At 63.6% G+C, this 23,752-nt stretch carries 19 protein-coding genes and 1 pseudogene; 10 read left to right on the top strand and 10 right to left on the bottom strand.

Translation table 11 applies throughout. The features are described 5' to 3' along the window. Positions 1-33 precede the first annotated feature (33 nt). Entirely contained in the window at positions 34-1,269 is a 1,236-nt protein-coding gene (locus tag IVB36_RS30500) for an LLM class flavin-dependent oxidoreductase (protein ID WP_018455870.1), read from the bottom strand. A gap of 230 nt (positions 1,270-1,499) precedes the next feature. On the opposite strand from IVB36_RS30500, the pseudogene IVB36_RS30495 reads away from it, so the two are divergent. Both IVB36_RS30495 and IVB36_RS30490 read left to right on the top strand, forming a co-directional pair. Continuing rightward, positions 1,500-2,905, top strand: a pseudogene (locus IVB36_RS30495) (MFS transporter). Positions 2,906-3,052: 147 nt separating this feature from the next. Beyond that, a complete protein-coding gene (locus tag IVB36_RS30490) occupies positions 3,053-4,219 on the top strand; it encodes a PHB depolymerase family esterase (RefSeq protein WP_026233043.1) in 1,167 nt (388 codons plus the stop codon). Between the two features lie 118 nt (positions 4,220-4,337). Here the strand turns inward: IVB36_RS30490 and IVB36_RS30485 are convergent, their stop codons facing one another. Further along, entirely contained in the window at positions 4,338-5,018 is a 681-nt protein-coding gene (locus IVB36_RS30485; RefSeq protein WP_018455873.1) for an MBL fold metallo-hydrolase, read from the bottom strand. Between the two features lie 171 nt (positions 5,019-5,189). Here IVB36_RS30485 and IVB36_RS30480 point away from each other — a divergent pair, with 171 nt between their 5' ends. After that, the gene (locus tag IVB36_RS30480; protein WP_018455874.1) at positions 5,190-6,788 is read left to right on the top strand and encodes an alpha-amylase family glycosyl hydrolase; all 1,599 of its coding nucleotides are present in this window, start codon (positions 5,190-5,192) and stop codon (positions 6,786-6,788) included. A gap of 158 nt (positions 6,789-6,946) precedes the next feature. Here IVB36_RS30480 and IVB36_RS30475 read toward each other — a convergent pair whose 3' ends face one another. After that, on the bottom strand, positions 6,947-8,644 hold the full coding sequence (locus IVB36_RS30475) for an alpha-amylase family protein (protein ID WP_018455875.1): 1,698 nt from the start codon (positions 8,642-8,644) through the stop codon (positions 6,947-6,949). Positions 8,645-8,903: 259 nt separating this feature from the next. Here IVB36_RS30475 and IVB36_RS30470 point away from each other — a divergent pair, with 259 nt between their 5' ends. Beyond that, positions 8,904-9,392, top strand: coding sequence for an MmcB family DNA repair protein (locus IVB36_RS30470; protein ID WP_018455876.1), 489 nt, complete (start codon positions 8,904-8,906; stop codon positions 9,390-9,392). A 120-nt stretch (positions 9,393-9,512) separates the two neighbouring features. Here the strand turns inward: IVB36_RS30470 and IVB36_RS30465 are convergent, their stop codons facing one another. Continuing rightward, positions 9,513-10,067: an ActR/PrrA/RegA family redox response regulator transcription factor gene (locus tag IVB36_RS30465; RefSeq protein ID WP_007598178.1), complete on the bottom strand. Its 555-nt coding sequence runs from the start codon at positions 10,065-10,067 to the stop codon at positions 9,513-9,515. 103 nt (positions 10,068-10,170) lie between these two features. Further along, complete coding sequence (locus IVB36_RS30460; protein ID WP_018455877.1) at positions 10,171-11,481, bottom strand: ActS/PrrB/RegB family redox-sensitive histidine kinase; 1,311 nt, start codon at positions 11,479-11,481, stop codon at positions 10,171-10,173. A 105-nt stretch (positions 11,482-11,586) separates the two neighbouring features. On the opposite strand from IVB36_RS30460, the gene IVB36_RS30455 reads away from it, so the two are divergent. From IVB36_RS30455 to IVB36_RS30440, 4 genes are all read left to right on the top strand, one after another. After that, positions 11,587-12,390: an ABC transporter ATP-binding protein gene (locus IVB36_RS30455; protein WP_085349757.1), complete on the top strand. Its 804-nt coding sequence runs from the start codon at positions 11,587-11,589 to the stop codon at positions 12,388-12,390. 109 nt (positions 12,391-12,499) lie between these two features. Then, on the top strand, positions 12,500-13,318 hold the full coding sequence (locus IVB36_RS30450; RefSeq protein ID WP_018455879.1) for an ABC transporter permease: 819 nt from the start codon (positions 12,500-12,502) through the stop codon (positions 13,316-13,318). A gap of 121 nt (positions 13,319-13,439) precedes the next feature. Continuing rightward, on the top strand, positions 13,440-14,768 hold the full coding sequence (phaZ, locus tag IVB36_RS30445; protein WP_018455880.1) for a polyhydroxyalkanoate depolymerase: 1,329 nt from the start codon (positions 13,440-13,442) through the stop codon (positions 14,766-14,768). 217 nt (positions 14,769-14,985) lie between these two features. Next, positions 14,986-15,825 carry a SprT family zinc-dependent metalloprotease gene (locus tag IVB36_RS30440; protein WP_026233044.1) on the top strand — a complete coding sequence of 280 codons (840 nt, stop codon included), beginning with the start codon at positions 14,986-14,988 and terminating at the stop codon, positions 15,823-15,825. 175 nt (positions 15,826-16,000) lie between these two features. Here the strand turns inward: IVB36_RS30440 and IVB36_RS30435 are convergent, their stop codons facing one another. Both IVB36_RS30435 and IVB36_RS30430 read right to left on the bottom strand, forming a co-directional pair. Further along, positions 16,001-16,660: a hypothetical protein gene (locus tag IVB36_RS30435; RefSeq protein WP_247295909.1), complete on the bottom strand. Its 660-nt coding sequence runs from the start codon at positions 16,658-16,660 to the stop codon at positions 16,001-16,003. A gap of 355 nt (positions 16,661-17,015) precedes the next feature. Beyond that, positions 17,016-19,229 carry a penicillin-binding protein 1A gene (locus tag IVB36_RS30430; RefSeq protein WP_018455883.1) on the bottom strand — a complete coding sequence of 738 codons (2,214 nt, stop codon included), beginning with the start codon at positions 19,227-19,229 and terminating at the stop codon, positions 17,016-17,018. A 167-nt stretch (positions 19,230-19,396) separates the two neighbouring features. Here IVB36_RS30430 and IVB36_RS30425 point away from each other — a divergent pair, with 167 nt between their 5' ends. Next, entirely contained in the window at positions 19,397-19,822 is a 426-nt protein-coding gene (locus IVB36_RS30425; RefSeq protein WP_018455884.1) for a DUF1330 domain-containing protein, read from the top strand. Positions 19,823-19,906: 84 nt separating this feature from the next. Here the strand turns inward: IVB36_RS30425 and IVB36_RS30420 are convergent, their stop codons facing one another. The 3 genes from IVB36_RS30420 to IVB36_RS30410 form a co-directional block, all read right to left on the bottom strand. After that, on the bottom strand, positions 19,907-21,133 hold the full coding sequence (locus IVB36_RS30420; protein ID WP_085385519.1) for an ABC transporter substrate-binding protein: 1,227 nt from the start codon (positions 21,131-21,133) through the stop codon (positions 19,907-19,909). A gap of 231 nt (positions 21,134-21,364) precedes the next feature. Beyond that, positions 21,365-22,591: an ABC transporter substrate-binding protein gene (locus tag IVB36_RS30415; protein ID WP_026233046.1), complete on the bottom strand. Its 1,227-nt coding sequence runs from the start codon at positions 22,589-22,591 to the stop codon at positions 21,365-21,367. 135 nt (positions 22,592-22,726) lie between these two features. Beyond that, a complete protein-coding gene (locus IVB36_RS30410) occupies positions 22,727-23,089 on the bottom strand; it encodes a DUF1304 domain-containing protein (RefSeq protein WP_231189569.1) in 363 nt (120 codons plus the stop codon). Between the two features lie 90 nt (positions 23,090-23,179). On the opposite strand from IVB36_RS30410, the gene IVB36_RS30405 reads away from it, so the two are divergent. After that, the gene (locus tag IVB36_RS30405; RefSeq protein ID WP_018455889.1) at positions 23,180-23,710 is read left to right on the top strand and encodes a methylated-DNA--[protein]-cysteine S-methyltransferase; all 531 of its coding nucleotides are present in this window, start codon (positions 23,180-23,182) and stop codon (positions 23,708-23,710) included. Positions 23,711-23,752: the final 42 nt, after the last annotated feature.

Below are 23,752 nucleotides of genomic sequence, written 5' to 3'. Positions count from 1 at the left end.
ACATAACACAATCCAGCTGCGATGACTCCGCGCTTACCGCTTCGCCGCTTCCTTCTGCAAATCCGGCGCATTGACGGCCGGAATCGCAACGCGGCCGGCGCCGGTCACCTTCAGCGCCTCGGCGGCCTTTTCGTTTTCCATGATCTTGGCCATCACGGCCTGTCCCGCGCGCTCGAAGATCGCGCGGTTCTCGATCACAAATTTTTGCGACTTGCGCAAGCCGTCGATGTAGCCGTTGATCTCGGGCACCACGTAGCGCGCGACCATGTCCCAGCTCCGGCGCGTGTTCTCCGGATTGGCCCAGTCGTGCACGAAGCCGATGACGGCGCCGATTCCGCCGGAGACCTGCATCACGTTCTTGATCATCTTGACGAGGTCGTCGGGCGTGCCGATGACGGAGGCCGCGCCGTCGACGAAAGCGGTCTTGTCCACGGCCTCGTCGGGTGAGGCGAACGCGGTGAGCCCGGGCCGTTGCAGCGTGCCGACATTATATTCATTGTGCCAGCGCATTAGGCCGGGGCCGGCCTCGCGGCGCGCCTGCTCGCGGGTCTCGGCGATGTGCCAGGTCAGCAGCACGCGCCAGTTCGCGCGATCGACTTTGGTGCCGTGCTTTTTCGCCGCGTCCTCGGCGAACTGCCATTGCTGCTGCAGCGACATCAGCCCCTGAGTCGTCATCGAACCCAGCGAAATGATGCCGATTCCGTATTTTCCGGCGAGCGTCATGCCGGAGGGCGAGATCTGCGAGGCCACGACGAAGGGCATTTCCTCCTGCAACGGCAGGAGCTGCAGCGCGGCGTCGTTCATGGTGAACCAGTCGCTCTTCGCCGTGACGCGCTCGCCGCTGAAGAGGCGGCGGATCACGCCGATCGCTTCGTCCTGGCGGTCGCGCTGCGTCATCGGATCGATGCCGAGCGTATGCGCGTCGGAGGCGAGCGCGCCGGGACCCGAGCCGAAGATGGCGCGGCCGCCGGTCATGTGGTCGAGCTGCACCATGCGCTGCGCGACGTTGTAGGGATGATGGTAGGGCAGCGACACCACGCCGGTGCCGAGCCTGATCCGCTTGGTGCGCTCGCCGGCGGCCGCCAGGAACATCTCGGGGGAGGCGATCATCTCCCAGCCGGAGGAATGATGCTCGCCGCACCAAAACTCGTCATAACCGAGGCTATCCAACTGCTCGACCAGGTCGAGATCGCGCCGGAACTGGAGCATCGGATGCTCCCCGATCGGATGATGCGGGGCAAGGAAGGCTCCGAACTTCAGGCGCGCCATGGCGTTCTCTCCGGCTTACATTTTTTTGTTTGTGGCGCGAAGCTACGTGCTGGAGACAGCGAACGCAATCGTGCGATGTCCCGCGCGGCGGAATGCAGCCATGCGTATGTCGTCTTCCTCTCCCGGCACGCTGAGAGAGGCGGAACGCGCGAGGATCCTACCTTCGAGGTAATCGCGGCGCCGCATGCGGTCTGAGATGATCGGCAAGGACATCCGAGGATCACGCGCCGATGCATCAAACCGTCACAAAGCAGGTCGACACGTCGCGTCGCTGGTGGGTGCTGGCGATCGTCGTGGCCGCCCAGTTCATGTTCGGCGTCGATGCCTTCGTGGTCAACGTCGCCATTCCCACCATCGCGGTCGAGTTGAAGGCGTCGCCGGCTCAGATCGAATCCGTCATCGCGATCTACCTGATCGCCTATGCCACGCTGGTCGTCACCGGCGGCCGGCTTGGCGACATTCACGGCACCAGGAACGTGTTCCTGGCAGGTCTGCTCGGCTTCACCCTGACGTCGCTGTGGTGCGGACTGGCGCGATCCGGTTCGGAGTTGATCGTCGCGCGATTGACGCAGGGTGCCTCCGCCGCGCTGATGGTGCCGCAGGTGCTGGCGACGCTGCATCTCCTGTTCACCGACGAACAGCGCAACCGCGCCTTCGCCATCTACGGCATCGTGCTGGGACTCGCGGGTGCCGCGGGCTTTCTGCTCGGTGGTCTCCTGGTCACGATCGATCTCGCCGGCACCGGCTGGCGCTCGGTGTTCTTCGTCAATGTGCCGTGCGGTCTCGTGATCGCGGTGGCGGCCTGGCGCATCATGCCCTCGGCACCGCATCGCGCCGGCACACGGCTTGACATCACGGGCAGCATCGTCCTGTTCGCCGGATTGCTGTGCATGATCGGTCCGCTGCTGCTGGGTCACGATGTCGGCTGGGCACCGTGGCTGTGGCTGGTGATGGCGGTCGGCGCCGCGATCCTCCTGGGGTTCCCGAAGCTGGAGCATGCGGTGACACGCGCCGGCGGCATGCCGCTGATTGATCTCTCGCTGCTGGCGGACGCCGCTTTCCTGCGCGGCCTTGGCGCGGCGTTCTTTTTCTTCTCCGCCAATCTCTCGTTCTATCTGGTCATGACGCTGTTCATGCAGCGAGGGCTGAAATCCCGCCGCTCGCGGCCGGCATGGCCTTCATTCCGCTCGCGCTCGCTTTCGTCGTGGCCTCGCGCCATAGTGGCGCACGGGCGCGCCATCGCGGCACCAGGGTCTTGATCGAAGGCTGCGCGCTTCAGATCGCGGGCCTCGCGGCCCTTGCGCTGGTCGCGTTCTCTGTCGACGCGCCGTCCGCGCTCCTGCTCGCGCTCACCATGATCGTGTTCGGCTACGGTCAGGGGCTGGTGATGGCGCCGCTCTCCGGCGCGGTGCTCTCGACGGTGAAGCCTGTGGCCGCCGGTTCTGCCTCCGGCATGTACGGCACCACGGCGCAAGTCGGAAATGCGGCCGGAGTGGCCGCAATCGGCGCCATGTTTTTCGCCGTCGAAGCGGTGCAATCAGCGCGCGCAGGATTTCTCGTCTCGCTCGCACTGTTCGCAACATTAATCATGATCTGCGCCGCATTCCTGGCGTGGATGCGCCGGGTATCTGCATGAAGTTGAGGCATTGCGGTTAATGCGTGCTGATTTCTGCAGGCTTTCCTGAGATTTAGCACCTCATCGACAGCACACGGTCTTTTTATTTTGCGCTGCAGCAACTATTTGGTTTGGGTGGACGTTGAACGTCGCCTGCTAGGAGCTGCCGTGTCGTTAACCAGAAATGTCGATCTCTTGAGACGTCTGCCAAAGCTGGACGGATTGCGCTTCGCCGAGTTTGGCCGGAGCGCCGATGCGTCCAGTCCGTTGCAAGAGGTCACGGGCTTCGGCGACAATCCCGGCAATCTGCGCCTGTTCGCGTTCGTGCCGCCGCAACTGCAGAAGCCGCGCGCGCTCGTCGTCGTGCTGCACGGCTGCGGCCAGACGGCGGCAAGCTACGACCTCGGTGCCGGATGGTCGACGCTCGCCGAGCACTACGGCTTCGCGCTGTTGATGCCCGAGCAGCAGCGCATCAACAACAGCAACACCTGCTTTAACTGGTTCCATCCGGAAGACACGGCGCGGGACAGTGGCGAGGCCTGTTCGATTCGCGAGATGATCGCGCATATGACGGAAACGCATCGCGTCGATCCCAAGCGCATCTTCATCACGGGCCTGTCGGCCGGCGGCGGCATGACGTCGGTGATGCTCGCGACCTACCCTGAAGTCTTCGCGGCCGGTGCGGTGATCGCGGGACTTCCCTACGGCATCGCGACCAATCTGCGCGAGGCGCTCGACGGCATGTTTCATTCCCCGGAGCGGCCGGCGCGTGAACTTGGCGATCTGGTGCGGCGGGCCTCGAATCATCGCGGGCCCTGGCCGAGGATCTCGGTGTGGCACGGCAGCGCCGATCGCACCGTCAATCCCGGCAATGCCAACGAGATCGTCAAGCAATGGCTCGACCTGCACGATCTGCCCGAGGCGCCGATGGCGGAAACTGACATCGACGGCTATCCGCGCCAGGCCTGGTGGAACAAGGACGGCGAGACGCTCGTCGAGTCCTACGCCATCACCGACATGGCCCACGGCACGCCGCTCGGCCTTGCCGACAACGACCAGCGCTATGGCGTGGAAGGCGCGTTCCTGATCGAGGCCGGCATCTCCTCGTCTTATCACATCGCCAAATTCTTCGGCCTCACCGGCTGGATTCCCGACGCTGCGAAGAAGGCGGAGGCAAAGCCGACGCCGGCCCGCTCGCCCGCGCCGCATCTGGCGCGCTCGATCCGCGCCGCGATCGCCGAAGAGCCGGCCGAGCCGAAGCGCGAGGAGGCCCGCGGCTTCGATCTCGGCCAGATCATTACGCGCGCGCTCACGGCCGCGGGATTGATGAAGTAACTCAGGCCGTCGCGCCGATAAGGCAGGAGTTTTGTGCCCGTCGTCGCTGCGATCCGCGAATGGGGTGACCGCAACCTGAGCCAGCCCGCGGCGTTCGCAGACGCCGCGGAATAGGCGCTCACATCTCGCCGGTGATGAACGGATTTGTCATCCGCTCCTGGCCGATGCTCGAGCCGGCGCCATGGCCGCAGATGAAGCCGACATCGTCGCCGAGCGGCAGCAGCTTGGTCTTGATCGAGTCGATCAGCGTCGCGTGACTGCCGCCGGGCAGATCGGTGCGACCGACCGAGCCCGCGAACAGGACGTCGCCGACATGGGCGAAGCGCAAGTCCTTGTTGAAGAACACCACGCTGCCGGGCGAGTGGCCGGGGCAATGATAGATCTCGAACTGGAGATCGCCGATGGCCACGCTGTCGCCTTCGTCGAGCCAGCGGTCCGGCTCGAAATTGCGCACCCCCGTCATGCCGAAGCGCGCGCCGCTCTCGACCACGTTGTCGAGCAGGAATTTGTCCGCGACGTGCGGGCCCTCGATCGGCACCTTCAGCTCGTCGCGCAGTTCGGCCGCGCCGCCGACATGGTCGATATGGCCGTGGGTGAGCCAGATCTTCTCCACGGTGACGCCGGTCTGCTTGATGGCGTCCAGGATCTTCGGCACGTCGCCGCCGGGATCGATCACCACGGCCTTCTTGGAAGGCTCGTCCCAGATGATGGTGCAATTCTGCTCGAACAGCGTCACGGGGACGATGATCGCGCCTGCCTTCGCGCTGGCCTCAGCTTGTGTCTCGTTTTGCTCGGTCATGGCGCCACAATGCCGATTTTTGCCATGCCGCCAAGCAAAAGATTTCTCCCCGGGGCCTGGGAACAACCGCAGACATCGTCACACGGCCGTCCCAATTCGCCTGCTGGTTTGAACCGGAGCGCTCCTTCCGCGTTCTCCCGCGCAACAAGCAGTTTTGGATGGATTTCCCGCATGGCTCAGGGCGGCAGCGATTGGTGGCGCGACGGCATCTTCTATCAGGTCTATCCGCGCTCCTTTCAGGATTCAAACGGCGACGGTGTCGGCGATCTCGCCGGCATTTTGCAGCGGCTACCTTATGTGAAATCGCTCGGCGTCGACGCGATCTGGCTGTCGCCGATCTTCCCCTCGCCGATGGCCGATTTCGGCTACGACATCTCCGACTACACGGGCATCGAGCCGCTGTTCGGCACGATGGCGGATCTCGATGCGCTTCTCGCCGCCGCGCACGACAACGGCCTTAAGCTGATCCTCGACCTCGTGCCGAACCACACCTCGGACCAGCATCCCTGGTTCGTCGAGAGCCGTTCCTCGCGCGACAATCCCAAACGCGACTGGTACATCTGGCGCGACCCGGACGAGGGTGGCGGCGTGCCGAATAATTGGCTGTCCGAGTTCGGCGGTAGCGCGTGGCAGTTCGACGAGACCACCGGCCAATACTACTATCACGCCTTCCTCGCCCAGCAGCCGGATCTCAACTGGCGCAATCCCGATGTCCGCGCGGCAATCTATGACGTGATGCGGTTCTGGCTGGAGAAAGGCGTCGACGGCTTTCGCGTCGACGTGATCTGGCATCTGATTAAGGACGCCGAGTTCCGCGACAACCCGCCCAATCCGCATTATGCCGAGGGCCGGCCGCCGAACGAAAAGATAATGACGCAATATTCCACCGACCAGCCGGAGGTGCACGACGTCATCGCCGAGATGCGCCGCGTCACGGATGCCTATGATGCCCGCGTCCTGATCGGCGAGATCTATCTGCCGCTGCATCGCCTCATGGCCTATTACGGCAACGATCTCACCGGCGCGCAGATGCCGTTCAACTTCGCGCTGCTCTCGACCTTCTGGAGCGCGCGCTCGATCGAGAAAATCGTCGAGGATTACGAGAAGGCGCTGCCGAAGGGCGCCTGGCCGAACTGGGTGCTCGGCAATCATGACCGTCCACGCGTCGCAAGCCGCGTCGGGCCGGAGCAGGCCCGCGTCGCCGCCATGCTGCTGCTGACGCTGCGTGGCACGCCGACGCTCTACTATGGCGACGAGATCGGCATGCATCAGCTCGCGATCGCGCCCGAGGACGTGCGCGACCCCTTCGAGAAGAACGTGCCCGGCATCGGTGTCGGCCGCGACGGCTGCCGCACACCGATGCAGTGGGATTCTTCCAACTTCGCCGGCTTCTCGGACGTCAGGCCATGGCTGCCGCTGCCGGAGGATCACATCCGCAACAACGTCGTCGATCTCGAGGCCGATTCACGTTCGATCCTGACGCTCTATAAGCGTCTGATCGCGTTGCGGCAGGGCTGTCCGCCGCTGGTCGCGGGCGACTATCATCCGCTTGCCGCGCAAGGCGATCTCCTGATCTATCGCCGCGAGGCCGAGGGCAGGGCGGTGACCGTGGTGCTCAATCTCGGCCCTGAGCCGATCGCGGTCACCACCAGCGCGATCAGGTTCGGCAGCGAGATTCTGCTGTCGACATTCCTGGATCGCGAGCGAGAGCGGATCGAAGGCGTGCTGGATCTGCGCGGCAACGAGGGCGTGATCATCACGCCACCCTGACCGTCGTCCTGGACAAGGCGAAGCGCAGATCCAGGACCCATTGCCCCAGGGAGTGGTTTGACGAAGATTCGTGGTGATAGCTTCGTACAACAATCACCTATTGGGGTAATGGGTCCTGGCTTTCGCCAGGACGACAACGGAGTGCGTGGTCGCACTGACTACCCCGGATGCTTGTTCCCTCGCACCGTCCCGTCGATATCGCTCCGCTTCAACAGATAGTCCAATCCGCCGACGCGGTACCAGCGATAGCCATAGGGCTCCAGCACGACGCGGTGCTGGCCGCGCTTGTCGGCGTGGCTGTGGTCCTCCGCGAGCAGATTGATCAGGTGCGCGCCGGCCTCGCCTGGCAGCCCCGCCGAGAACGCGATCTCGCGCGGCTTCTCGTCGAGATTGTGCACGAACAGCACGGAATTGTTGCGCCAGTCATAGCGCATGATGAACACGGCGGGATCGCGCGTCGCGATGATCGAAAAATCGCCCCAGCCGATCTCCGGCACCTCCTTGCGCATGCGGACGATGCGCTCGGTCCAGTTCAGCATCGAGTTGGGATCGCGCCGCTGCTTGGCGACGTTGACGTGCGGATAGCCGTACGGTCCTTCGTCGATGACGGGCAAGGCCGGCTTGTCGCTGGTGGTGAAGCCGCCATGCGGCTCCGTCGACCATTGCATCGGCGTGCGCGCGCAATTGCGCTCGGGGAGCGAAAGATCATCGCCCATCGCGATCTCGTCGCCGTAGCGGATCACGGGCGTTCCCGGCAGCGTGCACATCAGGCTGTAGGCGAGCTCGAGCCGCCGGCGGTCGCCACCGAGCATCGGTGCCAGGCGACGGCGAATGCCGCGGTCGTAGAGCTGCATGTCCTTGTCAGGACCGAAGCTTTTGAACACGGTGTCGCGCTGCGCCTTGGTCAATCGCCCGAGATCGAGCTCGTCATGATTGCGCAGGAACAGGCCCCATTGCGCCGAGGCGGGCCGCGGCTTGGTCGCCTTCAGCGCTTTCCCCAGCGGGCGGGAATCGGACGAGGCCAGCGCATAGAACAGATGCTGGTTGACCTGGAAATTGAACATCATATGCATGCGGTCGGCATCACGGCCGAAATATTCCATGTCCGTCTTCGGCAGCACGTTGGCCTCGGCGAGGATGATGGCATCGCCCTGCCGCCATTGCAGGAATTCACGGAACGTCCGCAGCATGTCGTATTGTTCGGCCGGCTTTTTCACTTTGGCGCCTTTGGTCGCGATGACGAAAGGCACGGCATCCATCCGAAAGCCCGAGACGCCGAGTTGGATCCAGAAGCCCATGATCTTCAAAATCTCGGCCTGCACGCGCGGGTTCGAGGTGTTGAGGTCGGGCTGGAAATCGTAGAAGCGGTGGAAGTACCAGGCGCCGGCTTCCTTGTCGCGCGTCCATGTCGATTTCTGAACGCCGGGAAAGACCATGCCCTGATTGGCGTTGGCCGGCTTCTTGTCGGACCAGACATACCAATCGCGGTAGGGCGAATTCCTGTCGCTCCGCGCCGCCTTGAACCAGGGATGCTGGTCGGAGGTGTGGTTGACGACGAGATCGATGATGACGCGAATGCCGCGTTGCTTGCAGCCATGAGTGAACTCGACGAAATCGCCGAGCGTGCCGTAGCGGGCATCGACGCTGTAATAATCCGCGACATCGTAGCCGTCGTCGCGGCCGGGCGAGGTCTGGAACGGCATCAGCCAGATCGTGGTGATGCCGAGGCCGTGCAGATAATCGAGCCGGCGCAACAGGCCCTTGAAATCGCCGATGCCATCGCCGTTGGCGTCCATATAGGTGCCGACGGACAGGCAATAGATGATGGCGTTCTTGTACCAGAGATCGTCGATCATGCGCGCGCAGCCTCGGTGGTTCCGCCGAGGTGCGGCGGCTGCGTGATAAGTGTTAAGAGCGAGAGCGGTTCCGTACCCCGCCGTCGTGCTGGACAAGCGAAGCGCAGATCCAGGACCGAATACCACAGGCCGAAATTTGACGAGGACTGGTGGTGATCCCCTCGTGCACCAACGATCCCTTGGGGTCATGGTCCTGGCTCCCGTGCGCAATTGCGCACTAGGCCAGGACGACGACGGAGGAATCGGCTATCCTCCCCCGATGGACAACACCGCCCGCATTGCCCTCGTACCGCCGCCGGACCGCCGACAATCCGAGACGGCGCTGGCGATCGCGCGCGGGACGGCGCGGTTGCTGCGCTCGCTCGGCTTCACCTGCATCAGCGAATTGCCGCTGCCCTCGGGGCGACGCGCCGATCTCGTCGCGCTGAACGAACGCGGCGAGGTCTGGATCGTCGAGATCAAATCGTCGGTGGAGGATTTGCGCGCCGATCAGAAATGGCACGAATACCGGGCGCATTGCGACCGGCTGTTCTTCGCCTTCACGCAGGACCTGCCTTGCGAGATCTTTCCGCAAGATACCGGCTTGATCATCGCGGATGCCTATGGTGCGCACCTGCAATGCGAGGCGCCCGAGCACAAGCTCGCTGCGGCCACGCGCAAGCAGATGACGGTGCGGTTCGCCATGGCGGCGGCGTTGCGGATCAACCGGCTGGTCGATCCGCAGGGGCATGCGGAGTTTTGGGAATAGCGGCGCCGCGAGCGCGATGCCGTAGGGTGGGCAAAGCGGAGCGTGCCCACCATCCAGGTCAAAGATTGAAGCAGACATGGTGGGCACGGCGCTTTGCGCCTTGCCCACCCTACGGCACCGTTATCGCGGCGCGCGCTTGGCCAAAATCCGCTGCAACGTGCGCCGATGCATGTTGAGCCTGCGTGCCGTCTCCGAGACGTTGCGGTTGCACATCTCGTAAATGCGCTGGATGTGTTCCCAGCGCACGCGGTCGGCCGACATCGGGTTCGCCGGCAACTCGGACTTGTCCGAGCCGGTCGATAGCAGCGCCGCGACGACGTCGTCGGCGTCCGCGGGTTTCGAGAGATAATCGACCGCGCCCATCTTCACCGCGGTGACGGCGGTGGCGATGTTGCCATAGCCGGTCAGCACGATCGCGCGGGCGTCGGGGCGCTTCTTCTTCAGCGCCGAGACCACGTCGAGACCGTTGCCATCACCGAGCCGCAGATCGACCACGGCGAATGCCGGCGCCGCCTTGCCGATCTGCGCCAGACCGTCCGAGACGGTGTCGCATGACGTCACCGCAAAGCCGCGCGTTTCCATGGCGCGCGACAGCCGCTCCAGAAACGGCTTGTCGTCCTCCACGATCAGCAGCGAGCGGTCGGTCTGTTCGTTCAGTTCGGCGATGGCGTTCAAGGTTTGGTCCTCTCTCCAGCGCGTCTACATATGGCGGCGCAATCGGGCGGTGCCAAGGGCGCCAATGGTCGATCGGCCCCGTTGTGCGACGCAAGGTCGCGGCCTATCCTATTGTTTCTTCGAAGGTCTCGATAGCCTCAAAACGGTCTCGCGGCCACGTGATCTGGACCACTGCGCCATGGTCCGGAAAGGTCCGGTTGGTAAACGAGACCTTGGCGCCGGTGCGCTCCAGCAAGGTGCGCGCGATGAACACGCCGAGCCCGAGGCCGCCGCCTTCGTCCTTGCTGCGCCGCCGCGACAAATAGGGCTCGCCGATCCGGTTCAGGATGTCAGGCGGAATGCCGGGACCATCGTCGGAGATCACGAGCTCGATTGTGTCCTTGTTCCACCACGCATTCACCTCGACGGTGGTGCGGGCGAAATCGACCGCGTTCTCGACGATATTGCCGACGCCGTAGAGGATCGCCGGATTGCGCGAGCCGACCGGTTCGGCCACGATGGCGACGGCGATGCGCACCTTGATATCGACGCCGAAATCGCGGTGCGGCGCCACCACCTCCTCGATCAGCTCCGACAGCTTCATGCGGTCGAACGGCGCGCCGGTGGAGGAGAGCTGGGTGATCTTGCTCAATATGTCGCGGCAACGCTGCGTCTGCTCGCGCAGGGTCTTCAGGTCGGCGGCAAAGTTCGGCTCCTTCACCGTCTTCTCCAGCTCGCGCGAGATCAGGAAGATCGTCGCGAGGGGCGTGCCGAGCTCGTGCGCTGCGGCTGCGGCCAGGCCGTCGAGCTGGGTCAGATGCTGCTCGCGCGTCAGCACCAGCTCGGTCGCGGCCAGCGCGTCGGCGAGCTTGCGCGCCTCCTCGGTGACCTGGAACGAGTAGAGGCTGGTCACGCCGATCGCGAGCGCGATCGAGAGCCAGACGCCGACGAGATAGATCGGCGGCAGCACCAGCGGATCATCAGAATCCCAGGGCAGCGGCAGATGGAAGAAGAACAGGACCGAGGCGCAGGCGACAGCCAGCACGCCGAGGCCGAAGGTGAAGCGGGCCGGCAGCGCCGTCGCGGAGATCAGCACGGGCGCGAGGAACAGGAACGAGAACGGGTTCTGGAGTCCGCCGGTGAAGAACAGGAGACCCGCCAGCTCCACGATGTTGAGCGCGAGCAGTCCGGCCGCCTGCATCGGCTCCAGCCGCTGCAGCGGATTGGACACGGTCTGGAGCGCCAGATTGAGCGCCGCCGACAGGGCGATGATGCTGACGCAGGGAACGATCTCGACATTGAATTCCAGCCCCTGCGCCACGATGAAGATCGCGGCGAGCTGGCCGAGCACCGCGAGCCAGCGCAGTCGCAGGATCGTATCCAGGCGGATATGCCGCTGCGCGGGGCGAAAGTCGGAAGCGGCAAGTTCGGTCATTTCGGCCAATGGGGCGGTGCCTTCTCGATCACAAGCGCGCGGCTCACGGAACCGCCGGATTACAAGCCTTGCGCTCTCCGCTGCAATAGCAGAAGAACGCCCAGCATGACGGAGAATGACAAGGCTTCAAGCTGGCCGACTGTCGCGGATCGCAGCCTCTCCGCGGCAATCGCGGTCGATCACCTGGTCAAGGTCTACAAGCAGACCCGCGCCGTCGACGACATCTCCTTTTCGCTTCCGCGCGGCAGCATCACCGGGCTGCTGGGCGGCAACGGCGCCGGCAAGACCACGACCATCGCGACGATCATGGGCCTCGTGCTGCCGACCTCCGGCCGCGTGCAGGTGCTCGGGCATCGGATGCCGGAGGACAGCGCGTCCGTGCTGGGTCGGATGAACTTCGAGAGCCCCTATGTCGACATGCCGATGCGGCTCACGGTGCGTCAGAACCTCACGGTGTTCGGCAAGCTCTATGCGGTGAAGAACCTCTCCGATCGCATCGCTGAGCTCGCCGACGATCTCGATCTCACCGAGTTCATCGACCGCGCCAACGGCAAGCTCTCCGCAGGACAAAAGACGCGCGTTGCGCTTGCCAAGGCGCTGATCAACCAGCCCGAGCTGCTGTTGCTGGACGAGCCGACCGCCTCGCTCGATCCCGACACCGCCGACTGGGTCCGGGGGCATCTGGAGCGTTATCGCATGGCGAACAACGCCACCATCCTCTTGGCGTCGCACAACATGCTCGAGGTCGAGCGGCTCTGCGATCGCGTCATCATCATGAAGCGCGGCCGTATCGAGGACGACGATACGCCCGAAGCCATCATGGCCCGCTACAACCGCACCACGCTGGAAGAGGTGTTTCTGGACGTCGCGCGCGGAAGGGTGAACGGCGCGCAGGAGGTGGCACGATGAGCCAGGCCGTATGTTGCGACCGTAGCCCGGGTGAGCGAAGCGATACCCGGGAACGCCGCCAGCAAGGTCCCGGATATCGCTTCGCTCATTCGGGCTACGCGGTGCCGCAATGACCGAACTCTCCCTCCACCGCGGCATCTCCGTCCACCGCATTGGCGCGATGATCCTGCGCTATTGGTACCTGTTGCTGTCGTCCTGGCCGCGGCTGCTCGAGCTGCTCTACTGGCCGGCGCTGCAGGTCATCACCTGGGGCTTTCTGCAGCTTTACATCGCGCAGAATGCCAACTTCTTCGCGCGTGCCGGCGGCACCCTGATCGGCGCCGTCATTCTCTGGGACATCCTGTTTCGCGGGCAGCTCGGCTTTTCGATCTCGTTCCTGGAAGAGATGTGGGCGCGCAACCTCGGCAATCTCATGATGAGCCCGTTGAAGCCGATCGAATTTCTGCTGTCCCTGATGATCATGAGCCTGATCCGGCTCGCGATCGGCGTCATCCCCATGACGCTGCTCGCGTTATTCCTGTTTCACTTCAATGTTTATGCGCTCGGCGTGCCGCTGATCGCGTTCTTCTGCAATCTGATCTTCACGAGCTGGTCGGTCGGCATTTTCGTCTCCGGACTGGTGCTGCGAAACGGCCTCGGCGCCGAGAGCATCGTCTGGACCTTGATGTTCGGCATCATGCCGCTCGCCTGCGTCTACTATCCCGTCAGCGTGCTGCCGGTCTGGTTGCAATACATCGCCTGGACGCTGCCGCCGACCTACGTGTTCGAAGGGATGCGCGCGCTGCTGATCGAAAACACCTTCAGGACCGATCTGATGCTGAGCGCGTTGGCCATCAACGCGGTGCTGTTGCTTGCATCTTTTGGGGCATTCCTTGCCCTTTTGCGCAGCGCCAGGATGCAGGGCTCGCTGCTGTCAGGCGGCGAATAACGTCACTTTCTCGTGGATTCTGCCCGGTTTGGGCACCTCGGCCACGTAGATGTACGGAACCATGCATTGACGCAATATTACGCATTCGGCAGTATGCTGCGATGCGAAGAGGAATATAGCGATGCCGATTGGTGAGTTTGGCGGGGCGCCGCCCCTGGTGGCCGAAGGCAGTCCTGTCCTGACGACGCCGATGTACTGGATGTACGAGATGGGGCAAGCCTCTCTCAATCCGGCGCGTGCGATCACGGACGCGACCAAGCTCCTGTTTCAGAATCCGCTGAACCCCTGGGCACGCACCGAGGTTGGCAAGTCGGTTGCCGCGGCCTGCGAATTGTTCGAACGCACCACCCGCCGCTACGGCAAGCCGGAATGGGGCCTCAACGACACCGAGGTCAACGGCATCCGCGTTCCCGTCGAGGTCCGCTCGGTCTGGGAAAAGCCGTTCTGCCGCCTGCTCTACTTCGATCGCAAGTTCGCCCGTCCACTGCGCAGTCCGCATCCACGCGTGCTGATCGTCGCTCCGATGTCCGGCCATTACGCGACGCTCCTCCGCGGTACCGTCGAGGCTTTCCTGCCGGCGCATGAGGTCTACATCACCGATTGGGCCGATGCCCGCATGGTGCCGCTCAGCGACGGCCGCTTCGATCTTGACGACTACATCGACTACGTCATCGAGATGCTGCATGTCCTCGGCGGCAACACGCATGTGCTGGCGGTGTGCCAGCCCTCGGTTCCCGTCGTCGCTGCCGTTTCGATTATGGAAGCGCTACGCGATCCCTTTGTGCCGACCTCGATGACGCTGATGGGCGGCCCGATCGACACCCGGCGCAATCCGACTGCGGTGAACAACCTGGCCCAGGAGCGCGGCATCGACTGGTTCCGCAACCACGTCATCACCAAGGTGCCGTTCCCGCATCCGGGTATGATGCGCGACGTCTATCCGGGCTTCTTGCAGCTCAACGGCTTCATCAGCATGAATCTCGACCGGCATATGGATGCCCACAAGCAGCTATTCGCCAACCTGGTAAAGGGCGACGGCGACCTCGTCGACAAGCATCGTGACTTCTACGACGAATATCTCGCGGTGATGGATCTCTCCGCCGAGTATTACCTGCAGACCGTCGACACCGTGTTCGTGAAGCATTCGCTGCCGAAGGGCGAGATGACCCATCGTGGAACACGCGTCGATCCCTCCAAGGTCACGCGCGTCGCGTTGATGACCGTCGAAGGCGAGAACGACGACATCTCCGGCATCGGTCAGACCGAAGCAACGCACACATTGTGCAGCTCGATTCCCGATCACCGCCGCGTTCATTACGTCCAGAAGGGCGTCGGACATTACGGCGTGTTCAATGGCTCGCGCTTCAAATCGGAAATCGTGCCGCGCATCCACGACTTCATGGTCTCGGCGGCGAATCCGAGCTCATTGCAGGCTCTCGCGGCCGAATAATCGCGTTTTTCGGCTTTCCCGCTGAAAATCGACGCCCTGTCGGAGGCTCCGACAGGGGCGAGTTCCCGCTAGATTCGCGGTATTTAGGTAGCTTTGTAGGAGTGAGTCCAACCTCACCCCTTGGGGGTGCCACATGCGCCGAACGGGGGCGAAAAAAGCCGGTTCCAACCCCAGTCTGTAGGGTCTCCCGGACGCCAGACCCCTGTATATTGGGCAAATGATTTGTTTTTGCGCCGAGCGCTTTCCCTGGCGGCGGTTATGGCAGAATCCGGGCGCTCTCCTGCCCCCCGGACTGACAGACATGGCCACTCGCGCACTCCTCTATCGGCGGCCCCACGAGCCGAAGACCCTCCTGATCACCCATGGATCGCAATATTTTGCGATTCGACTGCGCCGGCATCGCCGCGCGCGCCGTTACACGCTCAGAATTCATCCGAGCGATCGCGAAGCCATCCTCACCATGCCGCCGCGCGGCACGCTCGCCGAAGCAAAAGACTTCGCGCAGCGCCACGGCGCGTGGATCGCGGCACGTCTCGGCCGTTTGCCGAAGGCCGCGCCGTTCCAGCCTGGCACAGTGATACCACTTCGCGGCACGGCCCATCGCATCGTTCATCGCGCCGGCACGCGCGGTACGGTGTGGACGGAAGTGCGCGACAGCGGGGAGCGCATTCTCTGCGTCGCCGGCGGCGTCGAGCATGCGGACCGTCGCATCAGCGACTTCCTCAAGCGCGAGGCTCGCCGCGACCTTCAGCGTGCGGCGGAATCCTATGCCGCCGAGCTCGGCGTCAAGGTCAAGCGGCTCTCGATCCGCGATCAATCCAGTCGTTGGGGCTCCTGCACCTCGGCCGGCTCGCTGTCGTTCTCCTGGCGCCTGATCCTCGCGCCGCCCTACGTGCTCGACTATCTCGCCGCCCACGAGGTCGCCCATCTCGTTGAGATGAACCACTCGGCGCGGTTCTGGCGCGTCTGCGGCAAGGTCTGCCCGTCGATGGAGCGCGCCAAGAAGTGGCTCGATACGTACGGCAACGACCTGCACCGCTACGGGGTCGAGGATTAGGCCCTCGCTGCCAACCTCCATCTGACGCTGTCATCGCCCGGCTCGACCGGGCGATCCAGTGTTCCGAGGCGGTTGTTATTGAACCGAGAGGCCGCGGCGTACTGGATTCCCGCGTTCGCGGGAATGACAGTTGAGAATGCAGCGACGTCCGCGCGTACTCAATTCATCCCTCTGCTCAGGCGCTGACATCCGCGCTTGTCCCCGGCTGCGTGCGCGAGGCGAGATAGGATGACTGCAATTGCACGCCGGCCTTCTGGCCCTCGGCCAGCATCGCCTGGAAGGCTGCGTCGAGTTGATCGCGGCTATAGGTTGCGGAGCTGCTTTCACGCGGGGTCCATTGCGATTGCGTGATCGCGGTGGAAGCTTTTTCAACGGTGCCACCGAGCCGCTCGGCGTATCTGTCGGCCCGCCACTGCGCCAGATCCGGTCCACTCAGATCGGGTGGATCCTCCAGCTTGCCGATCTTTCCAGCCGCCTCGTTGGTCATCGTTGAGGACCCGCCATTGTACAGGGTGGCGACCACCTTGCCGTCGACCTTCACCTGAGCATAGGTGTTCTCAGGGGCATCGTCCGAGACGACCGACTGAGTTGCGCTCGTGTCATGGGTCATCAGCCAGTTCGATGCCATGAGGTCGCGCAGGTGAGGATTGTCCGCCGCCGATATCGACTTGGCGCCTGTCAGGGGCTTGACCTGCGAGACGTCAATCCGAAAGCCGTCGGTCGCAGCATCAGTCGCATCCGGTCCCGCCGGCTGAAGACTCGATGTCCTATTCGAAGCGGACGTTGATGCGGGTCGCAGATGAGGCAACGCCGCGCTGGATACACCCGACATCATGGAACGCTCTCCGATACTTGCTCAACCTGTGAGAGCAAATCCCGGGCCGCCGACCGGAGCTTGAAGAGACTGGTGTTTTTGCGTTCCGGGAGCTGCGGGGATCGGCCGATTTTGCCATGGTAGGCAGGACTTGCCGAAGACGACACCGGTGGCGAACCGGGAGAGCCGAGATAGCGGCCGCGTTCGGGATGATGGCGGAACGGTTCTGTTTTGCCCGAGGTGTCAAATGGCTTTGCTGTCAGAATCAGCCGTCTTGCGCCTCACGCAAGCCGTTGATTTCGTTATCCTCGGCTACTGTGCATGGGGTTGTTTTCGCTTGTTTTTGTTTTGAGGTCACCCGGACCTCAGGTCGGCGCTAGCGATTCCCGCCGAACAGCCGGTCCATCAGCCAGCCATCGAGTCCTGCGGCTGCCTCCGGTCGCGCATTGGCGCGCGTGGGGGGTGGGCGATAGCCGCCGTTGCTGGCCGGTGCGGGTCCGGGCGCTGCCGCTGTTGGCGGCGACACCTGCGACGTCGCCTGCGCCAGGTTCGACAGGCCCCAGCCACCTGGAGAGCTCGGCAAGGCTGCTACCGGCACGCCCTCGTGCGCTGTGCGCATGAAGCGCGACCAGACTTCGACCGGCAAGCCGCCGCCGGTGGCCTTCTTGGTCGGCGAGTTGTCGTCATTGCCGAGCCACACGCCGGTGACGAGGTTGGCGGTGTAGCCGATGAACCAGGCGTCGCGGTAGTCCTGGCTGGTGCCGGTCTTGCCGGCCGCTGGCCAGCCCGGGATCTCCGCCTTCTTGGCGGTGCCGCTGATCAGCGTTTCCCGCATCATCGCGTTCATCATGCCGACATAGCGCGGGTCGACCACCTGGTTGTGCTCGTCCGCCTGGCGCATGTAGAGCAGCTTGCCACTGAGCGTCCTGATCCGCGTGACGACATGCGGCGTCGCCGTGAAGCCGCCATTGGCGAAGGGTGCATAGGCGCCGACCAGCTCGACCATCGAGACTTCGGAGGTGCCGAGCGCGATCGAGGCGTTGGGCTCGAGTTTCGAGGAGATGCCGAGCCGGTGCGCGGTGCGCACCACGTTCTTCGGCCCGACCTCGAGGCCGAGGCGAATGGCGACCGTGTTGAGCGACATCGCGAGCGCCTGGGTCAGCGTCACCGCGCCGAAATATTCGTGGGTGTAGTTCTCAGGCCTCCAGCCCTTGACCTCGATCGGCGCGTCCTGGCGGACCGTGTCGGGCGTCAGCCCCTGCTCGAGCGCGGTCAGGTACACGAACGGCTTGAACGAGGAGCCCGGCTGGCGCCTGGCGGTGACCGCGCGGTTGTACTGGCTCTCGGAATAGTTCCGCCCGCCCACCATGGCGCGAACCGCGCCGTCGGGCGTCATCGCCACCAGTGCGCCCTGGCTGACATTGAATTTCACGCTCTTGGCCGCGAGCTCGTCGATGATGGCGGCTTCCGCCACGCTCTGGAGCTTCGGATCGATCGTGGTCTCGACCTTGATGCTCTCGTCGATCTGGCCGACCAGATCGTCCAGCACCTCGCCGATCCAGTCGGCGACGTAATTGACCGTGCCGGCGCCGACCGGCTTCACATTGTAGGAGGGTTGGCCGATCGAGGCCTGCGCCTGCGCTTCGGTGATGAATTTGGCATCCGCCATCGCCGTGAGCACGATTTTCGCGCGCGCTTCTGCGCCCTCGGGGTTGCGGTTAGGCGCGAGCCGCGAGGGCGATTTGACGAGACCGGCCAGCATCGCCGCTTCCGCGACGGTGACGTTCTTGGCCGATTTGCCGAAATAGCGCTGCGCGGCGGCCTCGACGCCGTAGGCGCCGGAGCCGAAATAGACGCGGTTGAGATAGAGCTCCAAGATCTCGTTCTTGGAATGCTTGCGCTCCAGCCAGATCGCGAGCTCCGCTTCCTGCAGCTTGCGCGCCATGGTGCGCTCCTGGGTCAGGAACAGGTTTTTCGCCAATTGCTGCGTCAGCGTCGAGCCGCCCTGCGACACGCCGCGATGGAGCACGTTGGTGACGAGCGCGCGGAGGATGCCCACGGGATCGATGCCGAAATGCGAATAGAAGCGGCGATCCTCGATGGCGATGAACGCCTTGGGCAGATATTGCGGCAGATCCTTCAGCGAGACGTTGGCGCCGGCCATCTCGCCGCGTTGCGCCAGCATGCTGCCGTCCATGCCGACGATCTGGATCGTCGGCGGCCGCTTGGGGATTTCCAGCGACTGGATCGGCGGCAGATGAGCGCCGACATAGATCACGACGCCGATCACGGCGATGGCGCCCCATAGGCCCAGCACCGCGCCCCAATAGACCAGGCGACCAAGGCTCGCGCCGATGCGTGACTTCGATCGCCGCTTGGGGCTGCCGCGGCCGGCTGGCGCCTTCCGCTCGCGCGGCGGCTCGTCGCCGGCATCCTCGCTCTTGCGCTTGGCAGATGACTTCGTTGATTTCTTCGGCTTCTCATCGCCGCCAGGAATGCGGTCGGCCGCGGTCAGGCGCAGATCGGCGAGTGCCGCAGGCAAGCCGAACAACGGCTCCTTCCGCCCACCCTTTTTCTTTCCCAACCCCATACGCAAACGCCCGGTCAGCCCGCCCCGCCGCACGCTAGCGGTCGCTGTTTAAGGCCCGGTTACCCAGAGCTTAACGCGCGATTAGGAGGTGCGGCATTCGCTGGCCGCAGTTCCGCTGGGAGGTCGGCAGAGCTAGGATCGCCGGCATAAAAGAAAAGGAAACTCAGATGGGCCACATCGATCCAACCAAGGAGATTTTCGCGCAGTTCCGGGACAACGACCGTCCCGGCCCGATCCACATGCTCAACCTGGTGCGCTTACGCAAGGAGGCAGCCTATCCAGATGGCCGCAAGGCGAGCGGCGCGGAAGCCTATGCGGCCTATGGCCGCGAGAGCGGCCCGGTGTTCGAACGCCTCGGCGGCCGCATCGTCTGGCAAGGCAAATTCGAGTTGATGCTGATCGGCCCCGAGACTGAGCGCTGGGACCATTGCTTCATCGCCGAATACCCAAGCGTCGCCGCGTTCGTCGAGATGATCCGCGATCCCGTCTATCGCGAAGCGGTTAAGCACAGGCAGGCCGCCGTGGAGGATTCACGGCTCATTCGGCACGCGGTGCTGCCGGTGGGCAAGAACTTTGGCGAGGTGCCGGCCTGAGCGGCGTCGGCGGAACTCCCTCCTCAAGGTGGATGGCCGGGCTTGACTCGGCCATCCACGCCTCACCTGCTTGCTCCGAGAAAACTAACCCGCCGGACCCGCATCTTCCAGGAGCGGGCCGAACAGCTCCCAGCGTTCGCCGTTGAACTTCATCATCTGAAGCTGCTTGTTGACGCGGTAGTCGGTCGCCGAGGTGTTGGCCTTGATGCCGGGCAGGGCGATATCGCTGGTCACGTCCTTCAGCGAAGCCGCCTGCTTCATGACGTTTTCGCGCGTCAGGTTGTCGCCGCACTGCTGCAGCACGTGGGCCAAAAGCTGGGCGGTACCGTAGCCGTAGGTATTGAAGTTCGAATCCTTGTCGCCGTCCGGATAGTACTTCGCCATGAAGTCGAAATACTTCTTCAGGCCGGCATCGTCCTTCCAGGTCGGATCGAGCGGATCCTTGCCGTAATTGACGCTGATCACGCCCTTGGCGGCGTCGAGACCGGCAGGCTTCATCACCGCGCCGACCGAGGTGGCGTTGATGTCGACGATCTGCACCGGCTTCCAGCCGATCTCGCCGATCTTCTTGATCGCCTGCGCCGCTTGCTTCGGCGTGCTGGCGCTGAAGAACAGATCGGCGCCGGCATCCTTGATCTTGAGGATCTGCGAATCGACGGTCGGGTCCGAGACTTCGTAGGAGGACTCGTTGACGATCATCTTGGCGGCCTTGTCGCCGAGCCCGGCCTTGATGCCGTTCAGATAGTCCTTGCCGAGATCATCGTTCTGATAGAGCACGCCGACTTTGGCGTTTGGATATTCCTTCAGGATGTACTGGCCGTAGATGCGGCCCTCGACGAAATAGTTAGGGTTGTAGCCCATCGTCCACGGAAAGTTCTTCGGGTCCGTGAACTTCGAGGCGCCGGTGGCCGCGAACAGCTGCGGCACTTTCTTGGAGTTGAGATATTTTTGCACGGCCGCATTCGATGGCGTGCCGATGATCTGGAAGGTCAAGAGCACCTCGTCGCTCTCGACCAGCTTGCGCACCTGCTCCACTGCTTTTGGCGGCGAGTAAGCGTCGTCATACTGGATCAGATTGATCTTGCGGCCGTTGATGCCGCCCTGGTCGTTGATCATTTTGAAATAGGCGGCCTGGGTCTTGCCGATCGACGCGTAGGCCGATGCCGGTCCCGAGAACGGCACGGTCTGGCCGACTTTGATCTCGGTATCGCTGGCCCCCGGATCATATTTCTTCTGGGCATTGGCCGCCGAGACCGATAGCGCCAGGGTCAGCGCCGTTGCCGTGGCCAGATGCAGCATTCCATTCCTCATTCGCATTTCCTCAATGTTTGTTGCCGGTGATCAATCAGGTGCGCCTGTGCGCACCTGATGTCACCGCTGACGGCGATAGTGGATGAGGCGTTGTTGCAACGCAAGTTTGGGCGTGCGCCCGCAGTTCGTAGCATGCGCGGCTGCGCAGCAGGTTTGTAAGGTGGGCAGCGCCGGCGGATGCGCGAAGTGCAGTCCGCCGGGCGTAACCCGCCCTATGAGATATCCGAGAGGCTAACCCGCTGGACCCGCATCCTCCATGATCGGGCCGAACAGCTCCCAGCGTTCGCCGTTGAACTTCATCATCTGCATCTGCTTGTTGACGCGGTAGTCGTTCGGCCCGGTGTTGATCTTGATGCCGGGTAGCGCGAAGCTCGGGGTGAAGTCCTTGATGTTAGCGACCTGCTTCATCACGTTCTCACGCGACAGGTCGTCGCCGCACTGTTTCAGCACCTGCGTCAGCAATTCGGCGACTGAATAAGCATAGGTGTTGACGGTATTGAGCTTGTCCCCTTCGGGGAAATACTTGTCCATGAAGGCAAAGAACGCTTTCACGCCCGGATCGTCCTTCCACTGCGGATCGCCGGGCTCCTTGCCGTATTGGGTGGAGATGATGCCCTTGGAGATGTCGAGACCGGCCGGCTTCAACGTCGCCGAGATCGGGCTCGCGTTGATGTCGAGAATGTGCACCGGCGTCCAGCCGAGCTCGGCGACCTTCTTGATCGCCTGCGCCGCGAATTTGGGTGTCGAGGCATCATAGAAAAGATCGGCGCCCAACGACTTCAGTTTGACCACCTGCGAGTCCACCGTCGGATCGGTGACCTCGTAGGACACCTCGCCGACGATCATGCTGGCGGCCTTGTCGCCGAGACCGCTCTTGAGGCCGGCGAGATAGTCGCGGCCCATGTCGTCGTTCTGGTAGAGCACGCCGATCTTGGCGTTCGGATGCTCCTTGAGGATGTACTTGGCGTAGATGCGTCCCTCGGACACGTAGTTGGGATTATAGGCGATGGTCCAGGGATAGTTCTGCGGATCGTTGAAGCGCGCGGCGCCGGTCGAGGCCAGCAGTTGCGGGATCTTCTTGCCGTTGAGATATTTTTGCACGGCAGCGTTCGCGGCCGTGCCGATGATCTGGAAGGTGAACAGCACCTCGTCGCCTTCGACGAGCTTGCGCACCTGCTCGACCGTCTTCGGCGGCGAATAGGCGTCGTCATACTGGATCAGATTGATCTTGCGGCCGTTGATGCCGCCCTGATCGTTGATCATCTTGAAGTAGGCGGCCTGGGTCTTGCCGATATTGGCGTAGACGGAATAGGGCCCGGAGAACGGCACGGTCTGGCCGATCTTGATCTCGGTGTCGCTCGCGCCGGTGTCGTATTTCTTCTGGGCGAGAGCTTGGTTGGCGGAGAACGCGAAGGCGAGCGCCGCCGTGGCGGTGATGAAGGCTCTGCGATTGCTCATGTGGGCTTGTTCCTCCTGACGGAATTTCCGACCGACGGTCTTGTCCCGTTGATTGCCAACGGTCGCCATCGCTGTCGGAGATTGTGGAGGAACGGCAGGCGCCGCGCAAGGATCGCGGTGCCGCGCTATGGCATCTCAGGTCAGGAACAAGGCCAACAGCGCGAGCGCCGCCGGCAGCGCCTGCACGATCAGGATCCGCGTGCTGACGGTCGCCGCGCCATAAGCGCCGGCCACGATCACGCAGAGCAGGAAGAACGCCTTGATCTGGAACGCGAAGGCCGGATTGCCGTGCACCAGCCCCCAGACCAGGCCGGCGGCCAGGAAACCGTTATAGAGTCCCTGGTTCGCGGCCAGCACCTTGGTGATCGCTGCCTTCTCCGGCGTGTTGCGGAAAACCTTCAAGCCCTGCGGCTTGTCCCAGAGCAACATCTCCAGGATCAGGAAGTAAGCGTGCAGTGCGGCGACCAGCGCCACCAGGATATTCGCGATCCAGATCAAGTTGAGCTCCCCCAGCGTCAGCTTTCGGGTGGACGCTAGCACGGCTGGCGTGGCAAGTGCGATGGCGTGTTTCGATGCAATGGTGCCGCAATGCCCGCGCGACCGACCAAACCGCCTGTAAGCTTCGGCCTCGATCGGCTGGCGACGCCGATCGGGATCGCGCTGCTGATCACCGACGCTGAGGGCGCCTTGCGCGCGCTCGACTGGGAGGATTACGAGCACCGCATGCGCGAGCTCTTGCGCCTGCATTACGGTCTGGTGGACCTGAGTGACCAGCCCGCGCCCGCGGCCATGCGGACTGCGCTGTCGGACTATTTCGACGGCGATCTCGGCCAGCTCTCAGACATCGCCTGGCGCATCGCCGGCACGCCGTTCCAGCAGAAGGTCTGGAATGCATTGGCGCAAATCCCTGCCGGCACCACAATGAGTTACGGCGCGCTCGCCGCAAGGATCGACACGCCCAAAGCCATTCGCGCCGTCGGCCATGCCAACGGCTCCAATCCGATCAGCGTGGTGCTGCCGTGCCACCGCCTGATCGGCGCCGATGGTTCTCTGGTGAAGTATGGCGGCGGCCTCGAGCGCAAGCGCTGGCTGCTGCGGCATGAAGGCGTGGCGGTCTAAGCGCCTGTTTGACAACGGTTGAGCGATTGGCGGCGGCCGGCG

Source organism: Bradyrhizobium sp. 35 (genome assembly GCF_023073215.1).
Classification (GTDB): Bacteria; Pseudomonadota; Alphaproteobacteria; order Rhizobiales; family Xanthobacteraceae; genus Bradyrhizobium; species Bradyrhizobium canariense_D.
Note: the sequence above shows the minus strand (reverse complement) of the source record. Positions and strands in the feature narration are given on the sequence as shown.